Source organism: Microbacterium sp. Y832 (genome assembly GCF_057669765.1).
Map to the genome: position 1 here is coordinate 293,169 of NZ_JBYHFM010000001.1, position 24,615 is coordinate 317,783.

At 68.6% G+C, this 24,615-nt stretch carries 21 protein-coding genes; 11 read left to right on the forward strand and 10 right to left on the reverse strand.

Annotation, left to right across the window (positions count from 1 at the left end; all coding sequences use genetic code 11):
* Positions 1-11: 11 nt before the first annotated feature.
* Positions 12-971: a sugar-binding transcriptional regulator gene (locus AC25YV_RS01110; RefSeq protein ID WP_488121982.1), complete on the reverse strand. Its 960-nt coding sequence runs from the start codon at positions 969-971 to the stop codon at positions 12-14.
* Between the two features lie 86 nt (positions 972-1,057).
* Between AC25YV_RS01110 and AC25YV_RS01115 the strand changes: the two genes are divergently transcribed.
* Together AC25YV_RS01115 and glpK are read left to right on the forward strand one after the other, a co-directional pair.
* A complete protein-coding gene (locus tag AC25YV_RS01115; RefSeq protein WP_488121983.1) occupies positions 1,058-2,770 on the forward strand; it encodes a glycerol-3-phosphate dehydrogenase/oxidase in 1,713 nt (570 codons plus the stop codon).
* 63 nt (positions 2,771-2,833) lie between these two features.
* Positions 2,834-4,366, forward strand: a complete 1,533-nt coding sequence (gene glpK, locus AC25YV_RS01120) for a glycerol kinase GlpK (protein WP_488121984.1) — start codon at positions 2,834-2,836, stop codon at positions 4,364-4,366.
* A gap of 24 nt (positions 4,367-4,390) precedes the next feature.
* Here the strand turns inward: glpK and AC25YV_RS01125 are convergent, their stop codons facing one another.
* From AC25YV_RS01125 to trpS, 3 genes are read right to left on the reverse strand one after another with little or no spacing between them, the layout of a single operon-like run.
* Positions 4,391-5,251, reverse strand: coding sequence for an Fpg/Nei family DNA glycosylase (locus AC25YV_RS01125; protein WP_488121985.1), 861 nt, complete (start codon positions 5,249-5,251; stop codon positions 4,391-4,393).
* A 12-nt stretch (positions 5,252-5,263) separates the two neighbouring features.
* A complete protein-coding gene (locus tag AC25YV_RS01130) occupies positions 5,264-5,842 on the reverse strand; it encodes a GNAT family N-acetyltransferase (protein ID WP_488121986.1) in 579 nt (192 codons plus the stop codon).
* Between the two features lie 42 nt (positions 5,843-5,884).
* Positions 5,885-6,889, reverse strand: a complete 1,005-nt coding sequence (gene trpS / locus AC25YV_RS01135; protein WP_488121987.1) for a tryptophan--tRNA ligase — start codon at positions 6,887-6,889, stop codon at positions 5,885-5,887.
* A 213-nt stretch (positions 6,890-7,102) separates the two neighbouring features.
* Here trpS and AC25YV_RS01140 point away from each other — a divergent pair, with 213 nt between their 5' ends.
* Complete coding sequence (locus tag AC25YV_RS01140; RefSeq protein ID WP_488121988.1) at positions 7,103-7,978, forward strand: pyruvate, water dikinase regulatory protein; 876 nt, start codon at positions 7,103-7,105, stop codon at positions 7,976-7,978.
* Positions 7,979-7,999: 21 nt separating this feature from the next.
* Positions 8,000-10,381, forward strand: a complete 2,382-nt coding sequence (gene ppsA / locus AC25YV_RS01145) for a phosphoenolpyruvate synthase (RefSeq protein ID WP_488121989.1) — start codon at positions 8,000-8,002, stop codon at positions 10,379-10,381.
* On the opposite strand, the gene AC25YV_RS01150 is transcribed toward ppsA, so the two are convergent.
* From AC25YV_RS01150 to sdhC, 6 genes are all read right to left on the reverse strand, one after another.
* A complete protein-coding gene (locus tag AC25YV_RS01150; RefSeq protein ID WP_488121990.1) occupies positions 10,363-11,214 on the reverse strand; it encodes an exodeoxyribonuclease III in 852 nt (283 codons plus the stop codon). The two genes, ppsA and AC25YV_RS01150, sit on opposite strands and share 19 nt — an antisense overlap.
* A gap of 34 nt (positions 11,215-11,248) precedes the next feature.
* Complete coding sequence (locus tag AC25YV_RS01155) at positions 11,249-12,481, reverse strand: YihY/virulence factor BrkB family protein (protein WP_488122287.1); 1,233 nt, start codon at positions 12,479-12,481, stop codon at positions 11,249-11,251.
* A gap of 63 nt (positions 12,482-12,544) precedes the next feature.
* A complete protein-coding gene (locus tag AC25YV_RS01160; RefSeq protein ID WP_488122288.1) occupies positions 12,545-13,291 on the reverse strand; it encodes a succinate dehydrogenase iron-sulfur subunit in 747 nt (248 codons plus the stop codon).
* 52 nt (positions 13,292-13,343) lie between these two features.
* Positions 13,344-15,149 (reverse strand): succinate dehydrogenase flavoprotein subunit, encoded by a 1,806-nt coding sequence (gene sdhA, locus AC25YV_RS01165; protein WP_488121991.1) that lies wholly within the window; start codon positions 15,147-15,149, stop codon positions 13,344-13,346.
* 50 nt (positions 15,150-15,199) lie between these two features.
* Positions 15,200-15,658 carry a succinate dehydrogenase hydrophobic membrane anchor subunit gene (locus AC25YV_RS01170; protein ID WP_488121992.1) on the reverse strand — a complete coding sequence of 153 codons (459 nt, stop codon included), beginning with the start codon at positions 15,656-15,658 and terminating at the stop codon, positions 15,200-15,202.
* Positions 15,658-16,089: a succinate dehydrogenase, cytochrome b556 subunit gene (gene sdhC, locus AC25YV_RS01175; RefSeq protein ID WP_488121993.1), complete on the reverse strand. Its 432-nt coding sequence runs from the start codon at positions 16,087-16,089 to the stop codon at positions 15,658-15,660. Before sdhC ends, AC25YV_RS01170 begins: the two co-directional genes overlap by 1 nt.
* Positions 16,090-16,262: 173 nt before the next feature.
* Here sdhC and AC25YV_RS01180 point away from each other — a divergent pair, with 173 nt between their 5' ends.
* The 7 genes from AC25YV_RS01180 (at position 16,263) to AC25YV_RS01210 (ending at position 24,593) form a co-directional block, all read left to right on the forward strand.
* Positions 16,263-17,378 (forward strand): mannose-1-phosphate guanylyltransferase, encoded by a 1,116-nt coding sequence (locus tag AC25YV_RS01180; protein WP_488121994.1) that lies wholly within the window; start codon positions 16,263-16,265, stop codon positions 17,376-17,378.
* A gap of 128 nt (positions 17,379-17,506) precedes the next feature.
* Entirely contained in the window at positions 17,507-18,631 is a 1,125-nt protein-coding gene (locus tag AC25YV_RS01185; protein ID WP_488121995.1) for a BMP family lipoprotein, read from the forward strand.
* Positions 18,632-18,741: 110 nt separating this feature from the next.
* On the forward strand, positions 18,742-20,256 hold the full coding sequence (locus AC25YV_RS01190) for an ABC transporter ATP-binding protein (protein ID WP_488121996.1): 1,515 nt from the start codon (positions 18,742-18,744) through the stop codon (positions 20,254-20,256).
* Positions 20,253-21,575, forward strand: a complete 1,323-nt coding sequence (locus AC25YV_RS01195) for an ABC transporter permease (RefSeq protein ID WP_488121997.1) — start codon at positions 20,253-20,255, stop codon at positions 21,573-21,575. Before AC25YV_RS01190 ends, AC25YV_RS01195 begins: the two co-directional genes overlap by 4 nt.
* The gene (locus AC25YV_RS01200) at positions 21,572-22,855 is read left to right on the forward strand and encodes an ABC transporter permease (protein ID WP_488121998.1); all 1,284 of its coding nucleotides are present in this window, start codon (positions 21,572-21,574) and stop codon (positions 22,853-22,855) included. The genes AC25YV_RS01195 and AC25YV_RS01200 overlap by 4 nt, the downstream gene beginning before the upstream one ends.
* An 8-nt stretch (positions 22,856-22,863) precedes the next feature.
* Positions 22,864-23,265: a cytidine deaminase gene (locus tag AC25YV_RS01205; protein WP_488121999.1), complete on the forward strand. Its 402-nt coding sequence runs from the start codon at positions 22,864-22,866 to the stop codon at positions 23,263-23,265.
* Complete coding sequence (locus tag AC25YV_RS01210; protein WP_488122000.1) at positions 23,262-24,593, forward strand: thymidine phosphorylase; 1,332 nt, start codon at positions 23,262-23,264, stop codon at positions 24,591-24,593. The genes AC25YV_RS01205 and AC25YV_RS01210 overlap by 4 nt, the downstream gene beginning before the upstream one ends.
* The last annotated feature ends 22 nt before the right edge of the window (positions 24,594-24,615 follow it).

Below are 24,615 nucleotides of genomic sequence, written 5' to 3' on the forward strand. Positions count from 1 at the left end.
CCGCGTGCCGGTCAACTCGTCAGGGCGCGAGCCGTCGCCTCGTCGATCACCAGGTCGGTGACCAGCTGCGCAGCGAGCGCCCCGCGGATGCTGTCGAGCTTCGACTCGCCCGACACGATGCACAGGCGCCGCGGGATGCGTCGGAGCACGTTCAGCGCGGGTCCCGTCGCGCGGTCGTTGAGGGCGATGCGGTCGCTCGACCCGTCGACGCGGAAGAACACCGTCGCGACGTCGCCCACGACCCGCTCGGTCTCGAGCTCGGCCAGGTCGTCGGGTTCGAGGTAGCCGCCCGAGTACACGTGGCTCGGCACGCGCGAATCCGCCGAACCGGTGCTGAAGACGATGAGGTCCATCGTGTTCTGGATCGCCAGGATGCGACGGGTGCTGCGCTCTCGCCACATGGCCTGCTTGGTCGCGGCCTCGTCGAAGAAGGCGGGCACCGGGAACTGCTGGGCGCTGCCGCCGTAGGCCGCCGCGAACCGGCTGAGGATCTCGCTCGCATACAGCAGGCCCGTCGTGCGGGTGTTGCCCGAGCCGTTCAGCTGCACGAACGTCGTGCCGTGCACAGCCTTCGGCACGAGCCGGCGGCTCACGGCGGCGGTCGTCGCGCCCCACGCCACGCCGATCGTCATATCCGGCTGCACGAGCTCGCCGAGCAGGTGCGCACCGGCGGCGGCGACGCGTTCGAGCCGGTCGACGTCACTCGCGTCGTCGGGAACGGGCACGACGTGCGCAACGACGTCGTAGCGCTCGGCGAGGTGCTCTTCGAGCAGTCGGGGCGCGGCGAAGGGGGAGCGGATGCGGATGTCGACGATGCCGGTCGCACGCGCGTGCGACAGCAACCGCGACACGGTGGAGCGTGACGTCGCGAGCTCGGTGGCGATGGCCTCCATTGTGCGGTCCTGCACGTAATAGAGGTGCGCCGCCGTGAGCGCGCGCTGCGCGGTGTTCACGTCTATCGGATCGTCCATCGCTCGATTGTGCACGTATGTGCATTCCGGATGCAACAACGATCAGCGGTGCGAGGATGGAGGTCACACGGGCACCGGGAGGAACCATGCAGCAGCGCGGATTCGACGAGCTGGCGAAGCGGCCGTACGCCGACGTCCTCATCATCGGCGGTGGTGTGAACGGCATCGCCACCTTCCGAGATCTCGCCCTGCAGGGCGTCGATGTCGCTCTCGTGGACCGCTGTGACTTCATCAGCGGCGCCTCAGCGGCCTCGTCGCACATGATCCACGGCGGCATCCGCTATCTCGAGAACGGCGAGTTCCGCCTCGTCCACGAAGCCGTCACCGAACGCAACGTTCTGCTGCGCACCGCACCGCACTACGTCCGGCCGCTGCAGACCACGATCCCGATCTACTCGACCTTCTCGGGCATCCTCAGCGCACCGTTGCGCTTCCTGCGCCATGGTGCGGGCCGCGCGAGCGAACGAGGGGCCGTGCTCATCAAGATCGGCCTCGTCATCTACGATTCGTTCTCGCGCGGCGGCGGCCGCGTTCCGCGGCATACCTTCCGCGGTCGCAAGCGCTCGCTCGCCGACCTGCCGCAGCTCAACCCGAACGTGCGCTACACGGCGACGTACTGGGATGCCTCGCTACACGACCCCGAGCGCCTCGCCCTCGACCTGCTCCGCGACGGCCGAGAGGCCGGCCGCGACCGCGCCCGCGCCGCGAACTACACGGCGGCGGTCGGCGTCGACGGCGAGAAGGTCACGCTTCGCGACGTCGATTCCGGAGAAGAGATCGCGTTCGCGGCATCCGTCGTCGTGAACGCGTCGGGACCGTGGACCGACATCACCAACCTCGCGCTCGGCGATCCCACGTCCTACATGGGCGGAACGAAGGGCTCGCACATCGTCATCGACGACCCGGAGCTGCTCGCCGCGACGGGCGGGCGCGAGCTGTTCTTCGAGCACAAAGACGGCCGCATCGTGCTGATCTACCCCCTCAAGGGGCGCGTGCTCGTGGGAACGACCGACCTCGAGCACGACATGGCCGACCCGATCGTATGCACGGAAGACGAGGTCGATTACTTCTTCGACCTGATCGCCCATGTGCTTCCCGGCGTCGCCGTGGACCGTTCGAAGGTCGTGTACCGCTTCTCAGGCGTCCGGCCCCTTCCCGGGCACGGCGACCTCGCCCCCGGTTTCGTCTCGCGCGACTACCGCATCGAGTCGGCGCCCCTCGCGGGTGACACGGGCCCCCGTGTGCTCAGCCTCGTCGGCGGCAAGTGGACGACCTTCCGCGCGTCGGCCGAGCACCTCGCCGACCGCGCGCTCGAACTGCTGGCCCACCCGCGGCGACGCTCGACGAAGGGTGTCGCGATCGGCGGTGGCCGCGGTTTTCCGCAGACCGAGCGCGCGCGGCGTCAGTGGGTCGAGCTCAACGAGAAGGGCCTCGGCACGGCTCGGGCCGCCGTGCTGCTCGATCGGTACGGCACCGTCGCGGCCGACGTCATCGAGGCGATCGTCTCGGATCCCGACGACCGGCTGCTCGAGGCGGCCGCCGGATACAGCTCGGCCGAACTGCGCCACCTCGTTCGCACCGAGCAGGTCGTGCACCTCGACGACGTGCTGCAGCGCCGCACGAGCCTCGCCTTCACGGGCGCGGCGACCGAAGCGGCCGCGATCGAGATCGCCGACGTCATCGCTCCGCTTCTGGGGTGGGATGCCGAGGCTCAGCGCCGTGAGGTCGACCGAGCCGTCGCGCGCGTGCACGCCGCCGACCCGACGTGGGACGCCTCGCGCTCGACCGCGCGGAACTGATCACACCCCGCGATAGCCTGAGCCGTGCGTCCGCAGACGGGCGCGCGTGACGAGGAGGACGACGTGAGCCGCCACATCCTGGCCATCGATCAGGGCACGACATCGACGCGTGCCATCGTGTTCGACGACGAGGGCCGGATCGTCTCGACGGCGCAGCGTGAGCACGAGCAGATCCTGCCCCGTGCCGGCCGCGTCGAGCACGATCCGATGGAGATCTGGACCAACGCCGAGTGGGTCGTCTCGACCGCGCTCTCCGATGCGTCGGTCGATGTCGCCGGTCTGGGGGTCACGAATCAGCGCGAGACGGCGATCGTGTGGGATCGTCGCACGGGCCGACCCGTGCACAACGCGCTCGTCTGGCAGGACACGCGCACCCAGCCGCGCATCGATGCGCTCGCCGCCGACGGGGGGATCCAACGATTCGCCGAGGTGACAGGGCTGCCTCTGGCGACCTACTTCTCGGCGTCGAAGATCGCCTGGATCCTCGACAACGTCGCCGGTGCGCGCGAAGCAGCCGAAGCCGGACACCTGCTGTTCGGCACCCCCGACACGTGGCTGATCTGGAACCTGACCGGAGGCAGCGCCGGCGGCGCGCTCCACGTCACCGACGTCACGAACGCGAGTCGCACGCTGTTGATGGACCTGCGCTCGCTCGACTGGTCCGACGACATGCTCGCCGCGTGGGGGATCCCGCGGTCGATGATGCCCGACATCCGCTCTTCGTCCGAGGTCGTCGGCGAGGTGCAGCTGCCCGGTGTGGCACGCGGCATCCCCATCGCGGGAATCCTCGGCGACCAGCAGGCTGCGACGTTCGGACAGACGGCGTTCGATGCGGGGGAGTCGAAGAACACCTACGGCACGGGCAACTTCCTGCTCGTGGGTACGGGCACCGAGATCGTTCGCTCTAAGCACGGGCTCATCACGACCGTCGCCTACCGCTGCGGCGACGAGCCCGCTCGGTATGCGCTCGAGGGTTCGATCGCCGTGACCGGATCACTCGTGCAGTGGCTGCGCGACAACCTCGGGATCATCCGCAGATCCGAAGAGGTCGAGGCCCTCGCGAAAACGGTCGACGACAACGGCGGCGCGTACTTCGTGCCGGCGTTCTCGGGCCTGTTCGCGCCCTACTGGCGCCCCGACGCCCGCGGAGCCCTCGTCGGGCTGACGCGCTACGTCAACAAGGCGCACATCGCCCGCGCGGCGCTCGAATCGACTGCCTTCCAGACGCGCGACGTCATCGAGGCCGTCGTCGCCGACGCCGGCCGGCAGCTGACGGAGCTGCGCGTGGACGGCGGCATGACCCGCAACGACATGCTCATGCAATTCCAGGCGGACATCCTCGGGATGCCGGTGGTCCGGCCCGAAGTCGTCGAGACCACGGCGCTCGGCGCGGCCTATGCGGCCGGCCTTGCAACGGGCGTGTGGGCGTCGCGCGACGAGCTGCGCGCGCACTGGCGCGAGGACGCCCGGTTCGAGCCGCGCATGGGCGCGGACGAACGCAGCCGTCGCTACCGCCAGTGGAAGAAGGCCGTGACGAAGTCGCTCGAGTGGGTCGACGAGGACGCACGGGTGCTGATGGGCACGACCGCGGGCTGACCCGCGCTCGCCCCCGAGACCGGTCTACTTCAGCAGGCGCGAGAGCCGGCGGTCGGCGAGAAGCTTGCCGCCCGTCTGACAGGTCGGGCAGTACTCGAGCGAGTTGTCGGCGAAGAAGACGCTGCGCACCTCGTCGCCGCACACGGGGCAGCGCTCGCCGCGGCGGCCGTGCACCTGCATGCCGCGTCTCTTGGCATCTTTCAGGTCGGCGGGAGGTTTGCCCGACGCCTCGGCCCGCGCATCGGCGAGGGTGGACTGCATCGCGTCGAAGAGGCGATCGATGTCGTCGGAGGTGAGGTTCGAGCCGAGGGCGTACGGCGACATGCGCGCCGCGTGCAGGATCTCATCGGAATAGGCGTTTCCGACGCCCGCGATGACCGACTGGTCGCGCAGGAGGCCCTTGATCTGGGTGCGGCGCCCCTCGAGCAGCGCGCCGAACGAGGCGCGATCGAAGCCGGGGTCGAGCGGATCGGGCCCGAGCCGTGCGATGCCGGGCACGTCGGCAGGGTCGCGCACGACGTAGACGGCGAGGGACTTCTTGGTGCCGGCCTCGGTGAGATCGAAGCCCGACCCGTCGTCGAACCCGACGCGCAGCGCGATGTGCGTCTTGCCGGGGCGGATGACGGTCGCCGGCAGCGCGTCATACCAGCGCAGCCAGCCGGCCTTTGCGAGGTGGAAGACCAGGTGCGGCCCTGACGTGGAGAGGTCGAGGAACTTGCCGTGACGTGCGGCATCCGTCACTTCGGTGTCGACGAGCGCCGTGATCGGCGGATCGTACGTCTTGAGCGCCGCGATGTTCGCAACCGAGGCCTTCGTGATCGTGCGTCCGGTCAGGCGGTCGCGCAGAAAGTCGACGAGCCCCTGCACCTCGGGCATCTCGGGCATGCGGACATCCTGTCACGCACCGCCGACGCCGTCGAGCACGGCCCAGGGCTGCGGCGTGCGGTCGTCGTCGACGAGCAGCCCGGCCATCCAGCCGTCGTCGCGACCGAGTGAATTGACGAGGGCGCGGCGGCGCAGACCTTCGTAACGGAAGCCGAGCGTGCGGGCCGCGCGCGCAGAGGCGATGTTGCCGACGGCGGCGTTCCACTCGATCCGCACGAGTGCGGCGCCGTCGGGCGCGAAGCCCCAGTCGATGACGGCGCGGGCGGCTTCCGTGAGCAGCCTGCGGCCGCGCGACCACGGCGACACCCAGTAGCCCAGCTCGCCGTTGCCTTTGCCGTCGAGCCGGTAGAGCCCGATCATGCCGGCGAGGGTCGCACCTTCGCGCATCGCCCACGTGAGATGTGCGCCGCTGGCCCAGTCCTCTGCGACGCGGGGGACGAACTCTTCGGCGTCGCGGCGCTCGTACGGCGAGGGAACCGTCGTGTACCGCTGCGTGTCGGGATCTTGGCACGCCGTGTAGATCGCATCGACGTCGGCGGGCGTGGGCAGGGACAGCTCGAGTCGAGCGGTGCGAAGGACGACGGGTTCCACGCCGTAACCCTACTGCCGGCCTCGTGGTCGGGTCGGTTCGGGTCAGCGGCGGCGGAGCAGACCGACGCGATCGTAGACGGTGTCGAGTGTCGCGTTCGCGACGGTCTCGGCCTTGGCAGCGTTGGCGGCGAGCACGCGATCGAGTTCGGCGGGGTCGTCGAGCAGATCGAGCGCGCGCTGGCGCACGGGGCCGAACTCCTCGACGATGACCTCGGCGAGACCCTTCTTGAAGTCGCCGTAGCCGCGACCGGCGTATTCGTCTTCGATCGAGGGGATCTGGCGGCCCGTCAGGGCGGCGTAGATCACGAGCAGGTTCGACACGCCGGGCTTGTTCTCGCGGTCGTAGCGCACCGAGCCCTCGGAGTCGGTCACAGCCCGCATGATCTTCTTGGCAGATGCCGACGGCTCATCCAGCAGCCACAGCACCCCCGCGTCGGACTCGGCCGACTTCGACATCTTCGCCGTCGGGTTCTGCAGGTCGTAGATCCGTGCCGTGTCGCGCTGGATCACCGGAACCGGCACGCGGAAGGTCTCGCCGTACCGCGCGTTGAACCGCTCGGCCAGGTCGCGCGTCAGCTCGACGTGCTGCTTCTGGTCATCGCCGACGGGCACGATGTCGGTCTGGTACAGCAGGATGTCGGCTGCCATCAGCACGGGATAGGTGAAGAGGCCGACCGAGGTCGCCTCCGAGCCGTAGCGCGAGGTCTTGTCCTTGAACTGCGTCATGCGACCGGCTTCGCCGAACCCCGTGATCGTCGACAGGATCCACTGCAGTTCGGCGTGCGCGGCGACGTGCGACTGCACGTACAGCGTCGACTTCGACGGCTCGATGCCCGCCGCGATGTACTGGGCGGCCGTGCGCCGGGTCTTCTCGCGCAGCTCGGCCGGGTCGTTGGGCTGCGTCAGTGCGTGCAGGTCGACGACCGAGAACACCGCGTCATACGACTCCTGCAGGTCGCGCCACTGCATGAGCGCCCCGATGTAGTTGCCGATCTGCAGGGAGTCGGCCGAGGGCTGCATGCCGGAGTACAGGCGGGGTTTGCTCATCCTTCGATCCTAGAGCGGCGGATGCTCCCTCCCTGCAGCGGCCGCCCGGGCGGTCCGGGGTGGCGGGGCGCGGGGCGCGTTCTTGAGGGTCGCGAAAGAACAATCATTCTTGACGCGGCGGCAGTCGGTAAATCGGCCGAAACCGGCGGCCCCACCCCATACGCTGGGGCCCGTCGGCGCCCGCGTCGGCCTTGTCCGCCGCAGAGGAGCAGCGTGATCGACCCCGACAACATCGACCCGGCCGTGTCCGTCGCGCCGACCACCGGCCCCGTGCCGCTCGCGCGACGTGCCGTCTACTTCGTGTCGGACTCGACGGGGATCACCGCCGAGACGGTCGGCAGCGCCCTGCTGGCCAACTTTCCCGGCGTCGAGTTCGAGCGGCACACGATCCCCTTCGTCGACACGATCGAGGGCGCCCGCGCCGTCGCTTCCGACATCGACCGCGCGGCCGAGCGCGGTGCCTCGCCGCTTCTGTTCACGACGGTCAAGCAGGCGCCGCTGCGCGCCGTGCTCGCCGGCACCAAGGCCGTCACGATCGATCTGCTCGCCGGGCATCTGACCGAGCTCGAGCGTGCGCTGGGCACGACAGCGTCGGAGCAGCTGGGCCAGTACCACGCCGTCGGCGACATGCACCGCTACCTCGCGCGCATGCGTGCCGTCGAGTACGCGATCGAGCACGATGACGGGCAGTCGATGCGCGCCCTCGACATGGCCGATGTCATCATCATCGCCCCGAGTCGCTGCGGCAAGACGCCGACCACGATGTACCTCGCGCTGCAATACGGCCTGCTCGTGGCGAACTACCCGATCACCGACGACGACTACCCGACCGAGGGCCTGCCGCGCACGGTCGCTCCCCATGCCGACCGGTGCTTCGGCCTGACGACCACGCCGCTGCGCCTCAGCCAGGTGCGGCACGAGCGTCGCCCCGGTTCGCAGTACGCGAGCCTCGAGCAGTGCACGCTCGAGCTGCGCCGCGCCGAAGACCTCTACCGGCGCAACCGCGTCCCCTTCCTCAACTCCGCGACGAAGAGCGTCGAGGAGATGTCCGCCGTCATCATGCAGACCATGAGGCTGCGTGGTGCGTAACACCCCCCGAGAGGTCACCGAATGAGCAGCATCCTCTGGTTCCAAGACATCGGCATGCCCGACCTGCCGCAGGTGGGCGGCAAGAACGCCTCGCTCGGCGAGATGGTCTCGCACCTGTCCGAGGCGGGAGTCAAGGTTCCCGGCGGCTTCGCGACGACCTCCGACGCGTATCGGGCCTTCCTCGCACACGACGGCCTGGCCGACCGCATCCGCACCGCCGTCGAGGCGATCGACGTCGACGACGTCGCGGGGCTCTCGCGGGTCGGATCCGAAGTGCGCAGGTGGGTCGAGGCGCAGCCGTTCCCGGCCGACTTCGAGCGGGACATCCGGGCCGCGTACGAGCAGCTGATCGCGGGCGACCCTGAGCCCGACCGTGTGACGTGGGCGGTGCGCTCCAGCGCGACGGCCGAGGATCTTCCGGATGCCTCGTTCGCAGGGCAGCAGGAGACCTTCCTCAACATCGGGGGGATCGACAACGTGCTGAAGGCCATCTCGCACGTGTTCGCCTCGCTGTACAACGACCGTGCGATCGCGTACCGCGTGCACCACGGCTTCGACCACCACGACGTGGCGCTGTCGGCCGGCGTGCAGCGCATGGTGCGCTCGGACGTCGCATCGTCGGGGGTCATGTTCACCGTCGACACCGAGTCGGGCTTCGACCGCGCCGTCTTCGTCACGGGTGCGTACGGTCTCGGCGAGGCGGTCGTGCAGGGTGCGGTGAACCCTGACGAGTTCTATGTGTACAAGCCCGCCCTGCGCGCGGGGCGCCCCGCGATCCTCAAGCGCCAGGTGGGCGAGAAGGCGATCGCGATGCGCTACACCTCGGGCACCGAGGTGGGGGGCACGACGGCGTTCGAGAACGTGCCCGAGGCGGACCGCCGACGCCTGTGCCTGACCGACGCCGAGGTCGAGGAGCTCGCACGCCAGTCCCTCACGATCGAAGAGCACTACGGCCGCCCCATGGACATCGAGTGGGCCAAGGACGGCATCACGGGCGAACTGTTCATCGTCCAGGCTCGCCCCGAGACGGTCGTCTCGCGCGCCGACGGCAACGTCATGCGCCGGTTCGTGCTGCGCGAGCGCTCCGAGGTGCTGGTGACGGGCCGTGCGATCGGGCAGAAGATCGGCGCCGGACCTGTTCGGGTGTTGCGCGACATCGCCCACATGGAGCAGTTCCAGGCCGGTGACGTGCTCGTGGCCGACATGACCGACCCCGACTGGGAGCCGATCATGAAGAAGGCCTCGGCGATCGTCACGAACCGCGGCGGGCGCACGTGCCATGCCGCGATCATCGCGCGCGAGCTCGGTATCCCGGCCGTCGTCGGAGCGGGCGACGCGACTCGGCGGCTCACCGACGGTGCAGCCGTCACGGTCTCGTGCGCCGAAGGAGACGACGGGCTGGTGTACAACGGTGCGCTCGAATTCATCGAGGAGGAGACCCGTCTCGACGCGATGCCCGAGCTGCCGGTCAAGATCATGATGAATGTGGGCACGCCCGACCAAGCGTTCTCGTTCGCGAAGCTGCCCAACCGCGGCGTGGGCCTTGCCCGGCTCGAGTTCATCATCAACCGCCAGATCGGCATCCACCCGCGTGCGCTGCTCGAGTTCGAGTCCCTGCCCGCCGACCTCAAGAGCGACATCGGAGACCGCATCGGCGCGTACGACTCGCCGCGCGACTTCTTCGTGAAGCGTGTCGCCGAGGGGGTCGCGATGATCGGGGCGGCGTTCGCGCCCGAGCCGGTCATCGTGCGGATGAGCGACTTCAAATCGAACGAGTACGCCAATCTCGTCGGCGGCGACCGCTACGAGCCGCACGAGGAGAACCCCATGCTCGGATGGCGCGGGGCATCGCGGTACGTCTCGCCGGACTTCCGGGAGTGCTTCGACATGGAGTGCGAAGCGATGCGCTACGTGCGCGACGAGATGGGGCTGACCAACGTCAAGCTCATGATCCCGTTCGTGCGCACGGTCGCCGAGGGGCAGGCCGTCATCGACCTGCTCGCCGAGAACGGGCTCGTGCAGGGCGAGAACGGCCTCGAGGTCATCATGATGTGCGAGATTCCCTCGAACGCTCTGCTGGCCGACGAGTTCCTCGATATCTTCGACGGCTTCTCGATCGGCTCGAACGACATGACGCAGCTCACGCTGGGCCTGGACCGCGACTCATCGCTCATCGCGAGCACGTTCGACGAGCGCGACCCGGCCGTGCGCAAGATGCTGGCGATGGCGATCGAGGCGTGCACGCGCCGCGGCAAGTACATCGGCATCTGCGGACAGGGGCCCTCGGATCACCCCGACCTCGCGGAGTGGCTGCTCGCGCAGGGAATCGAGTCGATGTCACTCAACCCCGACACGGTCGTCGAGACGTGGATGAGACTGGCGGGTCAGCGCCCCAGCGCGTAGTCGGCGACGACGGGCGCGTGGTCGCTCCAGCGGGTGTCCCACGACGGGGCGCGCACGACGTGATAGTCGCTGGCGCGCTCCGCGAGGGCGGCCGTGGCCAGGTGGTAGTCGATGCGCCAGCCGGTGTCGTTGTCGAACGCCTTGCCGCGGTTCGACCACCACGTGTACGGGCCGTCGACCTCACCGGCGGTGCGCCGGCCGATGTCGACCCAACCCAGGCCCCGGCCGGCTGATCCGTCGACGCCGACGATGTCAGCGCCCTCTTCGCCGAGGAAGCGGTCGAAGTACGCGCGCTCGCGCGGCAGGAACCCGGACTTCTTGACGTTGCCGCGCCAATTGCGGATGTCGAACTCGCGGTGGCCGACGTTCAGGTCGCCCATCACGAGCGCGAGTGGTGATTCTGCGGCCAGGCGCGGCAGCCGGTGTTCCATGGCGTCGAGGAAGGCCCACTTGGCATCCTGCTTGGGGGTCTCGGCTTCGCCCGTCGGCACGTAGGCGCTCACGATGGCGAGGCGTTCGCCGTCGACGTCGAAGTCCACTTCGATCCACCGGCCGGCCGAATCGAGCAGCGGTTCGTCGCCGAGTACGCGGCGCACGTCGACCGAGTCGGTGCGCGATGCCACGGCGACGCCGGCGCGACCCTTCGCGAGCGCTTCGTCGTTGGCGATCTGCCAGCCGGGCAGGGCCTTCACGAGCTCGTCGCGAGGCGCGCGCACTTCTTGCAGCGCCATGATGTCGATATCGGCCTCGGCGAGCCACTCGAGCATGCCCTTGCGCGCGGCGGCGCGGATTCCGTTGACGTTGACAGAGGCGATGCGGATACGGCGAGACACGCCCGCCAGCCTATCCGCGGGCGCCGACACGGGCTCACTCGAACAGCGAGGCCCGCTTGGGTTCGGCGGGAGCATTCGCTTCGAGTTCGGTGAGGTTCGCCTTGGCCTCGTTCACGGCGCGGTCCGCGAGCCATGCCCGATACCAGGGGGCGCCCATGCGGGCATCCTGGGCCTTTCGCAGCTGCACACGAGCCGCGATGACGAGGGCGCGGTGCTCTTCGGCGAGACGCTCGGCTTCGGTCTGGTGCAGCAGCGGTGCGTTCTCATCCTTCGCGGACACGGCCATCCACGCCGACGCGACGAGGATGATGCAGCCGATGATCCGGAACCACAGCAGCAGACCCACGAAGATGGCGAAGGTCGCCAGCAGCGGGTTGCGGGGCGTGTAACCCAGCAGCAGGCCTGCACCGACCTGCAGGGCGGTGACGGCACCGCCGCCCAGCAGTGCGCCGGGCCAGATCTGCCGCCAGTGCAGCGACGTTCCCGTCAGGAACTTCACCAGGGCCGCGAGCGCGCCGGTGTAGAGCGCGAACGAGACGATGATCGACGCGAACCGCACGCCGAACTGGTACCAGAGGGTGTGGGAGCCCACGCCGAACAGGTCGAAGGCGAGGGCGAGCGCCCACGTGCCGACCGACGTCGCGGCCGACCCCAGCAGCAGCGCGACGCCGAAGATGGCGGCCGCGACCAGATCCCCGGCCTTCAACAGCAGATAGCTGCGGCTGTCGGGCGGGATGCCGAAGATGTCGCGCACGGCGCGACGGGCGAAGGTGACGAAGCCGATCGCGGTCCAGATGAGGGCGCCCAGGGCGATGAGACCCGTGATCCCGAGCACGCCGGCGCTCGTGCGGGCGATCTCGGTGACCTGCTCGGTGGTGAACAGGCCCTGGTCCGTCGTGTCCGAGATGAGCCCAGGGATGTAGCCGTTGATGATGGCGATGAGTCCGTTGACAGCGGCTTCGCTCGCCCCGAGCCAGAGACCCGTGCTCGCGAACGCGACGTAGATCGCGGCGAAGATCGCGAACAGCGCCTGATAGCTCACGCCCGCGGCCAGCAGGAAGCCGTTGTGCTGCAGGAAGTGACGCCACACGCGCACGGGGAACCAGCCCAGCGTGCGCTTCGTGATCTGCGTCGCCTTGTTGAGGGGCGTGTCGAAGCGCTCACGCAGGTTTCCCTGCGTGGCCTCCCAGCGCTCGCGGAACGATTCTTCTGCCGTCGCCGACCTGTCGTCGGGAGGTGACGGTGGGCGACGAGAAGACACGATCATCACCCTAACCAGCGTGCGCGGGGGCGATGCACGAGGCGGGGCGCGGTCGCACGCGCGAAACGCTCAGGAACCGCCGCGGAGGATGGCCTGCTTGACCTCGGCGATCGCCTTCGTGACCTCGATGCCGCGCGGGCAGGCCTCGGTGCAGTTGAAGGTCGTGCGGCAGCGCCACACTCCCTCTTTGTCGTTGAGGATGTCCAGACGCACGTCTCCTGCGTCATCGCGCGAATCGAAGATGAAGCGGTGGGCGTTGACGATCGCGGCCGGGCCGAAGTACTGTCCGTCGGTCCAGAAGACGGGGCACGACGAGGTGCACGCAGCGCACAGGATGCACTTCGTGGTGTCGTCGAACACTTCGCGGTCGACGATCGACTGGATGCGCTCCTTGCCGGGCTCGGCCTTCGTGCCGGGGATGAGGAACGGCTGCACTTCGCGGTACGACGCGAAGAACGGCTCCATGTCGACGATGAGGTCCTTCTCGAGTGGCAGGCCCTTGATCGCCTCGACGTAGATCGGCTGCGAGATGTCGAGATCCTTGATGAGCGTCTTGCACGCGAGCCGGTTGCGACCGTTGATGCGCATCGCGTCGGACCCGCAGATGCCGTGCGCGCACGAGCGGCGGAAGGTCAGCGAGCCGTCGACTTCCCACTTGATCTTGTGCAGCGCATCGAGCACGCGGTCGGTCGAGTACAGCTCGACGTCGTAGTCCACCCAGCGCGGCTCTTCATCGACCTCAGGGTCGAAGCGGCGGATGATGAAGGTCACGAGGAACGACTGGATGCCGGAGTCCTGCGCGGCATTCTGTGCGATCTCCTGCGCGTCGGCGTCGGTGCGCTCGATGACGTCAGTGGCACTGGTCACGTCAGTACTTCCTCTCCATCGGCTGGTACCGGGTGATCACGACGGGCTTCCAGCTCAGCGCGATGTGGTCGTCGGCCTTCGAAGAATGCGGGTCGCCCGACAGGTACGCCATCGTGTGCTGCATGTAGTTCTCATCGTCGCGCTTCGGGTAGTCATCGCGCATGTGCCCGCCACGGCTCTCCTTGCGGTTGCGGGCGGTGACGACGACGACCTCGGCGATGTCGAGCAGGAACCCGAGCTCGACGGCCTCGAGCAGGTCGGTGTTGTACCGCTTGCCCTTGTCATCGACGTGGATGTTCAGGTAGCGCTCGCGCAGCTCTTCGATCGTGCCGAGCACCTCGGTGAGCGACTCGTCGGTGCGGAAGACCTGGGCTTTGCGGTCCATCTCGTCCTGCAGAGTGCGACGGAGCACGGCGATGCGCTCGGAACCGGGGTTGTTGCGCAGGCCCTCGATCATCTCGCGGACCTCTTTCGCCGGGTCCTCGGGCAGCGGCACGAACTCGGCCGTCTTGACGTACTCGACGGCCTTGCGGCCGGCGCGCTTTCCGAACACGTTGATGTCCAGCAGCGAGTTGGTGCCCAGACGGTTCGACCCGTGCACCGAGACGCAGGCGCACTCGCCGGCGGCGTAGAGGCCCGGCACGACGGTCGTGTTGTCGCTCAGGACCTCGGCGTCGACGTTGGTCGGGATGCCGCCCATCGCGTAGTGCGCGGTCGGCATGACGGGCACGGGCTCGACGACGGGGTCGACGCCGAGATACGTGCGGGCGAACTCGGTGATGTCGGGGAGCTTTGTCTCGAGCACTTCGGCGCCCAGGTGCGTGCAGTCCAGCAGCACGTAGTCCTTCTCAGGACCGGCGCCGCGGCCTTCGGCCACCTCTTGCACCATGCAGCGGCTGACGATGTCGCGGGGTGCAAGGTCCTTGATGGTCGGGGCGTAGCGCTCCATGAAGCGCTCACCCGACGCGTTGCGAAGGATGGCGCCCTCGCCGCGGGCACCCTCGGTGAGCAGGATGCCGAGGCCGGCCAGGCCCGTCGGGTGGAACTGGAAGAACTCCATGTCCTCGAGCGGCAGGCCCTTGCGCCAGATGATCCCGACGCCGTCGCCCGTGAGGGTGTGCGCGTTCGAGGTCGTCTTGAAGATCTTGCCGAAGCCGCCCGTCGCGAAGACGACCGCCTTCGAGTGGAAGACGTGCAGGTCGCCCGTGGCGAGGTCATACGCCACGACACCCGCGATCTGCGTCGCGCCGGCGGCATCCTTGACCGTGATCAGATCGAGGACGTAGTACTCGTTGAAGAAGTTGATGCCGAGCTTGACGCAGTTCTGGAACAGCGTCTGCAGGATCATGTGGCCCGTGCGGTCGGCGGCGTAGCACGCGCGGCGGACGGGGCTCTTGCCGTGATCGGCCGTGTGGCCGCCGAAGCGCCGCTGGTCGATCTTGCCCTCGGGGGTGCGGTTGAACGGCAGGCCCATGTTCTCGAGGTCGATGACGGCGTCGATGGCCTCTTTTGCGAGGATCTCGGCGGCGTCCTGATCGACGAGGTAGTCGCCGCCCTTGACGGTGTCGAACGTGTGCCACTCCCACGAGTCCTCTTCGACGTTCGCCAGCGCCGCGGCCATGCCGCCCTGCGCCGCGCCCGTGTGGGAACGCGTCGGGTACAGCTTCGTGATGACCGCGGTGCGGGCACCGGGGGCCGCTTCGATGGCGGCGCGCATGCCGGCGCCGCCTGCGCCCACGATCACGATGTCGAACTCGTGATAGTGGACGCCGTCCTTGACGTAGCTGTCAGTGGTCTGGGTAGTCACGTGATGGATGCCTCTGCTGTATGGATGCGTGGAGTGCGGGTGCAGCCGACTCAGGGCTGGGTGCTGCAGAACTCTGCGAGCACGCTTCCGTCACTCAGGTTGGGGATGCACGGGTCGAACGTGAACACGACGAGCGTGCCGAGGACGATGAGGAATCCCGCCGAAAGCCACAGTGCCCACACGAGCACCCGGCGTGTCTTCGGGTGGGTCACGTAGTCGTTGACGATCGTGCGCATGCCGTTCGCGCCGTGGATCAGCGCGAGCCACAGCATGATGACGTCCCACCACTGCCAGAACGGCGTGGCGAACTTGCCGGCGATGAACGCGAAGTCCAAACCGTGGATGCCCTCGCCGAGCATGAGGTTCACGAACAGGTGGCCGAAGATCAGCACGACCAGCAGCACGCCGGACACGCGCATGTAGATCCAGCCGGCCTTCTCGAGGTTCGGTCCCTTGCGGCGGACGGCGGCGCGCGGGGCGCGGGGGTCAGCGATGGTTGCAGCACTCATCAGTGGCCTCCTGTCTCTGCGAAGGCGAGCATGAGGTGGCGCGGCGTGAAGCCGAGCATCGTCACGACCCACAGGCCGAGGACGCCCCACCACAGCTGACGCTGGTGGCGCGTCGCCCACGACCAGAAGTCGACGAGGATGATGCGCAGGCCGTTGTAGGCGTGGTACGCGACGGCGCCGACGAGGGCGACCTCACCGAGCGCCATGACGGGGTTCTTGTAGGTGCCGATGACGGCGTCGTATGCATCGGGAGACACGCGGATGAGCGCGGTGTCGAGCACGTGCACGAGCAGGAAGAAGAAGAGGGCGACGCCGGTGATGCGGTGAAGCACCCACGACCACATTCCTTCGTTGCCTCGGTAAAGCGTCCCCCGGGGGACGCGAGAAGTCGTCTCTGTTATCGACGGTGTCTCGCGGGCTGGTGCCGACACGGCCGTCCTCCCTGGATCGATCTCGAGTGGGGGCGGAATCGATGCCCCGGATGATCGTTCACTGCCGAACCGACCACCGGCGTCACGCGGGCGCTCCTGCCATCATATTGCCGCCTGAGAGGACGAGGCGACGTAGGGCACCCTTAGCCCCCCATCCGGATAGCCTGGAGCGTATGACGGAGCCCATCGCCGACTTCTACGCCGTGATCCCCGCAGGGGGCATCGGCAGCCGGCTCTGGCCGCTGTCGCGTGCCGAAGCGCCCAAGTTCCTGCATGACCTCACGGGCGCGGGCCACTCCCTTCTGCGCGCGACGTGGGACCGCCTCGAGACGATCGCCGGTGCGGACCGGATCGCGGTCGTGACGGGGCGCGCCCACCGTGCAGCCGTCGAGGCCGACCTTCCCGGCATCCCGGATCGGAACGTCTTCCTCGAATCGGAGCCGCGCGATTCCACCGCCGCGATCGGCCTCGCCGCCGCCGTGCTGGTGCGTCGCGAGCCGGACGTGCTGATCGGCTCGTTCGCCGCCGATCACGTGATCCGCGTGCCGCACCTGTTCGACTGGGCGGTGCGTCAAGCCGTCGCCACGGCGCGCGAGGGCTACATCGCGACGATCGGCATCCAGCCCAGCGAGCCGTCGGTCGGCTTCGGCTATATAAAGAAGGGCGACGGGCTCATCATCGACGGTGCGCCCGAGGCGGCGCTCGTGGTGAGCTTCGTCGAGAAGCCCGATCTCGACACGGCCAAGGAGTATTTCGCCGAGCGGTCCTACCTGTGGAACGCGGGCATGTTCATCGCGCGCGCCGACGTGCTGCTCGCCGAGATCGAGGCGAATCGCCCCGAACTGCACGCGGGCCTGCTCGAACTCGCCGAGGCATGGGACGACCGCGAGGCGCGGGGCCCTGCCGTCGACCGCGTGTGGCCGACGCTCGAGAAGATCGCGATCGACTACGCCGTCGCCGAGCCGGCCGCCGCGAAGGGACGCCTCGCCGTCATCCCGGGGCACTTCGACTGGGACGACGTGGGCGACTTCGCGAGCCTGTCCAAGCTCAACTCCGGTGGCCGCACCGAGAACCTGGCGATCCTCGGCGAGAACGCCCGCATCCTCTCGGACACCTCCAGTGGCATCGTCGTGAGCCAGACCGGACGGGTCATCAGCGTCATCGGCGTCAAGGACATCGTGATCGTCGACACGGAAGACGCGCTCCTGGTGACCACGACCGAGCACGCCCAGCGGGTCAAGGGCGTCGTCGATGCATTGAAGCTCACGGGGCGCGGCGACGTGCTCTGACCCCGTCGGGTTGCGTCTTTGTAACCTTTCGGCGTCAACCCCCTCCCGCGGTGTACGAGTGCGCCATCGGCGTGGGTACTCTTTACCGTCCCCGCGAGAGACGCGGGGCTACGGATGTGGAGGCTGAGTTGACCATCTCACGCACCAAGAAGCTGGGCGGGCTCGCTGCAGCAGCCGGCATCGCCCTCGTTCTGGCCGGATGCGGCGCCGCGCCCGAGACCGACGGCGAAGGCACCGAGGCACCCGAGGCCACGTCGGACTTCGTCCCCTGCCTCATCTCCGACGAGGGCGGCTGGAACGACAAGTCGTTCAACCAGTCGGCCAAGGAGGGCATGGACCGTGCCGCCTCGGAGCTGGGCGTCACGCCCATCGAGGTCGAGTCCAACTCTGCCAACGACTACGCACCGAACCTCGAGAACCTCGTCGCCGAAGGCTGCACCTTCATCGTCTCGGTCGGCTTCAAGCTGTCGGCCGACACGATCGCCTCGGCGCTGGCCAACCCCGAGCTCGAGTACGCCATCATCGACGACTGGGCCGACGCCGACGGCGACGGCACGACCGACGCGCCCAACATCAAGCCGCTCATGTTCGACACGGTCCAGGCCGCGTACCTCGGTGGCTACGCCGCCGCCGCGTGGTCCAACGCCGCGGGCGTCGACAAGGTCGGCACGTTCGGTGGTATCCCGATCCCGCCCGTCACGATCTTCATGGACGGCTTCGTCGACGGTGTCGCGAAGTACAACGAGGACAAGGGCGTCGACGTCGCGACCTACGGGTGGGACGTCGCAACCCAGGACGGCGCGTTCACGGGCGCCTTCGCCGCGAACGACGGCGCCAAGCAGACCGCACAAGGCATCCTCGACCAGGGTGTCGACGTGATTCTGCCTGTCGGTGGCCCCATCTACCAGAGCGCGGCAGCAGCCATCAGCGACGGCGGCGGCAACGTCGTCATGCTCGGTGTCGACTCCGACCTCGCCGTGGCAGACCCGAGCGTGGCCGACATGGTCCTCGTCTCGATCCTCAAGCGCATCGACCAGTCGGTCTACGACGCCACGATCCAGGCAGCAGCGGGCGACTTCGACCCGGCCCCCTACGTGGGCACTCTCGAGAACGAGGGCGTGGGCCTGTCCGGCTTCGGCGCTTTCGAGTCGCAGCTGCCCGACGGTCTGCTCGACGAGCTCGACTCGCTGCGTGAGCAGATCGTGTCGGGTGAGCTCAAGGTGACCTCGCCCGCGTCGCCCATCGGCGGCTGAGCAGACGCCAGTACCAGAACAGCGGCCGGGTGGATGCGTCATCCACCCGGCCGCTGTTCTTCCCGGACGCTTCTTCCAGGGCCGCCGAGCGACTAGATAAGGTGCACAGTATGAAGCTCGAGCTCCGAGGCATCACGAAACGGTTCGGCAGCCTCGTCGCGAACGACCACATCGATCTTGTGGTGGAGCCCGGCGAGATCCACGCGCTCCTCGGTGAGAACGGCGCCGGCAAGTCCACCCTGATGAACGTCCTGTACGGCCTCTACCAGGCCGACGAGGGCGAGATCCTGCTCGATGACGTCGTGCAGCATTTCCGGGGCCCGGGCGACGCGATGGCCGCCGGTATCGGCATGGTCCACCAGCACTTCATGCTCATCCCCGTCTTCACCGTCGCCGAGAACGTCATGCTCGGCCACGAAGAGACCAACCGCATCGGGGCACTGGATCTGAACCAGGCGCGCCAGCACGTGCGCGATGTCGCGGCACGCTTCGGGTTCGACGTCGATCCCGATGCCCGGGTGGGCGATCTGCCCGTGGGTGTGCAGCAGCGGGTCGAGCTCATCAAGGCACTCTCGCGCGACGCGCGCGTGCTCGTGTTCGACGAGCCGACGGCGGTGCTCACACCGCAGGAGACCGACGAGCTCATGGGGATCATGCGCCAGCTGCGCGACGAGGGCACCTCGATCGTGTTCATCACCCACAAGCTGCGCGAAGTACGCGCCGTCGCCGACCGCATCACCGTCATCCGCCTCGGGAAGGTCGTCGGCGAGGCATCCCCGACCGCGACCAACGCCGAGCTCGCCTCACTCATGGTCGGACGCGCGGTCGAGCTCACGGTGCAGAAAGAGGCGCCGCGGGCGGCTGACGGCGGGCTCGAGGTTCGCGACCTGCGGGTCGTGACACCCACGGGCACCGTCGTCGTCGATGATGTGTCGTTCCACGCCCGACCGGGGGAGATCCTCGCGATCGCGGGAGTGCAGGGCAACGGCCAGACCGAGCTGATCGAGGCCCTCGTGGGCCTGGCCGCCGGGGTGAGCGGCTCGATCTCGCTGAACGGCACCGAGCTGGCAGGCAAGAGCGTGCGCGCCATCCTGGATGAGGGCGTGGGCTTCGTGCCCGAGGATCGCACGGCTGACGGCCTCGTCGGCACCTTCTCGGTCGCCGAGAACCTCATCCTCGACCGCTCGAATGATCCCGAGTTCGTTTCGGTCGGCACGATCCGCCGCGACGTGCTCGACGACTTCGCCCGCGCACGCATCCAGGAGTACGACATCCGCACGCAAGGAGCACACACCTTCGCCGGCACGCTCTCGGGCGGCAATCAGCAGAAGGTCGTCATCGCGCGCGAGATGAGCCGCGAGCTGTCGCTGTTCATCGCGGCACAGCCCACGCGCGGCGTCGACGTCGGATCGATCGAGTTCATCCACCGGCGCATCGTCGAGACGCGGGATGCCGGCATCCCGGTCGTCGTCGTCTCGAGCGAGCTCGATGAGGTCGCCGCCCTGGCCGACCGCATCGCGGTCATGTACCGCGGCCGCATCATCGGCATCGTCCCCGGTGACACGCCGCGTGACGTGCTGGGCCTGATGATGGCGGGCGAGACGCCCGAGGGGGTGGCGGCATGACCGATCAGACACCGGGCGTAGGCCCCGAAGTGCTCAAGGGGTTGCCGCCGGAACAGCTGCCCGCGGTTTCCGGCCCGCTCACGGGAACTCCCGACGTCGAGCCACCGCCGCGGCAGAACGTCTTCATCAAAGAGCTGCTGCGAGGCAGCGCCGTCACGACGATCCTCGCGATCGTGGCCGCGATGGTCGTCGGCGGCATTCTCATGGCGATCACGAACAGTGAAGTGCAGGCGACGGCGGGGTACTTCTTCGCCCGGCCCGGCGACATGCTCGGCGCGGTCTGGAACGCCGTCTACGGCGGATACGAGGCGCTCTTCCGCGGCTCGATCTACAACGCACGCGCGGACGACTTCGCGACGGCGATCCGCCCGCTCACGAACACCCTCGGCTTCGCGGCCCCGCTCATCGCGGCAGGCCTCGGCGTCGCCCTGGCGTTCCGCGTCGGCCTGTTCAACATCGGCGGCCGCGGACAGATCCTCATCGGCGCCGCGACAGCGGCGCTGCTCACCTTCCACCTCGAGCTTCCGGCGGCCGTGCACATCCCCCTCACGCTCGCGGCGGGTATCGCCGGTGGCGCGATCTGGGGTGGCATCGTCGGCATTCTGAAGGCCAGGACGGGTGCCCACGAGGTCATCCTCACGATCATGCTCAACTACGTCGCGTTCTATCTCGTGACGTGGATGGTGCGCACACCCGGCGTGCTGCAGCGCGCTGCCGAGGACCAGCCGATCTCGGACCCGACTCCTGTCACCGCCCAGTTCCCCGAGCTGCTCGGACCGCGGTTCCCGCTGCTGGACTGGGGCTTCATCATCGTGATCGCCGCGACGGCCTTCGTGTGGTGGCTCGTCGAGCGGTCCTCTCTCGGATTCCGCCTGCGTGCCGTCGGCGAGAACCCGCACGCGGCTCTCGCGGCGGGCATCTCGGTGCAGCGCATGTACATCTACGCGATGCTCTTCGCGGGAGGCCTCGCGGGGCTCGCCGGCATGAATCAGATCCAGGGCGCCGTGACGACCGGCTTCGACGGACTGATCGACGCCGGCATCGGCTTCGACGCGATCACCGTCGCCCTGCTCGGGCGCAGCCGCGCGTGGGGCGTCTTCGCCGCCGGCATCCTGTTCGGAGCACTGCGGGCGGGCAGCTTCACGATGCAGGCGTCGCAGGGGATCCCCGTGGACATCGTGCTCGTCGTGCAGTCGCTCATCGTGCTGTTCATCGCAGCGCCGCCGCTCATCCGCACGATCTTCTTCCTACCCAAGACCGACGCCGAGAAAGCCGCCAAGGCCCGGGCGAAGGCCGCCAAGAAGGCGGTGACGGCATGACCTCGACGACGCAGGACCTCGCGGGAGGCGCGATCCAGCTCGCCACCGTGCGCGTGCGGCACATCAAGTTCGCGGTCACGCTCGCGATCGTCACGGTGCTGCTCGGGCTGCTGTTCCTCTTCGCACCCCGCGACGGCACCAGTACGTTCCGCCTCGGCGACCCGAGCTCGTCGATCGCCCTGCCCAACGTGGGCGTGCCGACGGCAGCCACGTGCTGGGGCGTGTTCGTCGTGCTCGTGCTGCTGACGCTCTGGTCGGTATGGGACGCCTACGGCTACCGGCGTTCGAGCGTGTGGCTCGCGATCGCCTACGGCGTGCTCGCGGTGTTCGCCTTCCTGACGTGGGCGGCGGCGGGCGGGCTCGTGCCCGTGACGGGGCTGCTCTTCGGGGCGGTGTCGCTCTCGGTGCCGCTCGTCTTCGGCGCCCTCGGCGGCGTCATCGGCGAACGCGTCGGCGTCGTCAACGTCGCGATCGAGGCGCAGCTGCTGCTCGGCGCGTTCAGCGCCGCGCTGCTGTCGAGCCTCACCGGAAGCCCCTTCGTGGGTCTCATCGGCGCCATGATCGGCGGCATGCTCGTCGCGGCAGTTCTCGGCGCCTTCGCGATCAAGTACCTCGTCGAGCAGGTCATCGTCGGCGTCGTGCTGAACGTGCTCGTGACGGGGCTCACGGGCTTCCTCTACGGCGTCCTGCTCGTGCCGAACACCGCCGAGCTCAACACGCCGATCCGCTTCACGCGCATCGAGATCCCGCTCCTCAGCGAGATCCCGCTCATCGGGCCCGTGCTGTTCAACCAGACGTTCATCGTCTATCTCATGTACGTCGTCGTCGCGGTCGTCGCCTGGGCGATGTACCGCACGCGCTGGGGTCTGCGTCTGCGGGCCGTCGGCGAGCACCCGCAGGCCGCAGACACGGTGGGTATCAAGGTCAACCCCTCGCGGTTCTGGAACCTCGTGCTCGCCGGGGCGATCGCCGGCATCGGCGGCGCGTACTTCACGCTCGTGTCGGTGCCGCAGTTCGGCAAGGAGATGACGGCGGGGCTCGGCTTCATCGCCCTCGCGGCCGTGATCTTCGGGCGGTGGGATCCGCTCCGTGCGACGCTTGCGGCACTACTGTTCGGGTTCGCGACCAACCTGCAGAACCTGCTGACGGTGTTGAAGACACCGATCCCGAGCGAATTCATGCTCATGCTGCCCTATCTCGTGACGATCCTCGCGGTCGCCGGGTTCGCGGGGCAGATCCGAGGGCCCGCTGCGGCGGGCAAGCCATACATCAAGGGGTGAGCACGGCGATGACCGACATCGACTGGGACGAACTGCGCGCAGCGGCGACCGCCGCGATGCAGCGCGCCTACGCGCCGTATTCGCGTTATCGCGTCGGCGCGGCGGCGCTCGTGTCGGACGGCCGCATCGTGCAGGGATGCAACGTCGAGAACGCGTCGTACGGCGTCGGGCTGTGCGCTGAGTGCGGCCTCGTGAGCGAGCTGCAGATGTCCGGCGGCGGCCAGCTCGTCGCGTTCGTGTGCGTCAACGGCGAGGGCGAGACGATCATGCCGTGCGGGCGCTGCCGGCAGCTGCTGAACGAGTTCGCGCTGCCGGGGATGCTGCTCGAAACGGTGTCCGGCATCCGCACGATCGACGAGGTGCTGCCTGACGCGTTCGGTCCGCGCGACCTCGAGGCGGTGGCCCAATGAGTGCCGGTAAGGTGTCTGAGCCCGCCGAAGGGTCGCCTTCCGCCGTAGAGGCGCACGACGCCGTCGACATCATCCGTGCCAAGCGCGACGGCGGTGCCGTGCCCGAGCGTGCGCTGCGCTGGATGGTCGACGCCTACACGCGCGGCTACGTCGCAGATTCGCAGATGGCATCCTTCGCGATGGCAATCCTGCTCAACGGCATGACGCGCGACGAGATCCGCGTGCTGACCGATGCCATGATCGCGTCGGGCGAGCGCATGAGCTTCGCGGACCTCGGCAAGCCCACGGTCGACAAGCACTCGACGGGCGGCGTCGGCGACAAGATCACGCTTCCGCTTGCTCCGCTGGTCGCATCGTTCGGTGTCGCTGTGCCGCAGCTGTCCGGCCGCGGACTCGGGCACACGGGCGGCACGCTGGACAAGCTCGAGTCCATTCCCGGATGGCGCGCCGCGCTGTCGAACGACGAGATGCTCGCCCAGCTCGCCGACGTCGGAGCCGTCATCTGCGCCGCGGGCTCAGGCCTCGCCCCCGCCGACAAGAAGCTCTACGCGCTGCGTGATGTCACCGGCACGGTCGAGGCGATCCCGCTCATCGCATCGAGCATCATGTCGAAGAAGATCGCCGAGGGCACCGATTCGCTCGTGCTCGACGTCAAGTTCGGCTCGGGCGCTTTCATGCAGGACGTCGACCGCGCGCGTGAGCTCGCCCGCACGATGGTCGCGCTCGGCACCGACTCGGGCGTCGCGACGACCGCGCTGCTGACGGACATGAACACGCCCCTCGGCCTGACGATCGGCAACGCCAACGAAGTGCGCGAATCGGTCGAGGTGCTCGCCGGCGGCGGTCCCGCCGATGTCGTCGAACTCACGGTCGCCCTCGCCCGCGAGATGCTCGCGCTCGCCGGCCAGCCCGATGCCGATGTCGAGCGTGCGCTGCAGGACGGGCGCGCGATGGACACCTGGCGCGCCATGATCCGCGCGCAGGACGGCGATCCGGATGCCCCGCTGCCGCAGCCGAACGAGACGCACACCGTCACCGCGCCCGAAGCGGGCTTCGTCTCTCGCATCGAGGCTCTGCCGTTCGGCATCGCGGCGTGGCGGCTCGGAGCCGGTCGAGCGCGCGCAGAGGACCCGGTGCTGCACGCGGCGGGCATCGACCTGCACGTCAAGCCGGGCGATGAGGTCGCCGCGGGGCAACCGCTCTTCACGCTGCTGGGTCACGACGCCTCGCGCTTCGACCGCGCGCTCGAAGCGGTCGAGGGGGCGTGGCAGATCGCGCTCGAACCCCCCGCGCGCACGCCGCTCGTCTTCGAGCGCATCACGGCGTGAGCCACCGGCAGCCCGATCCGAA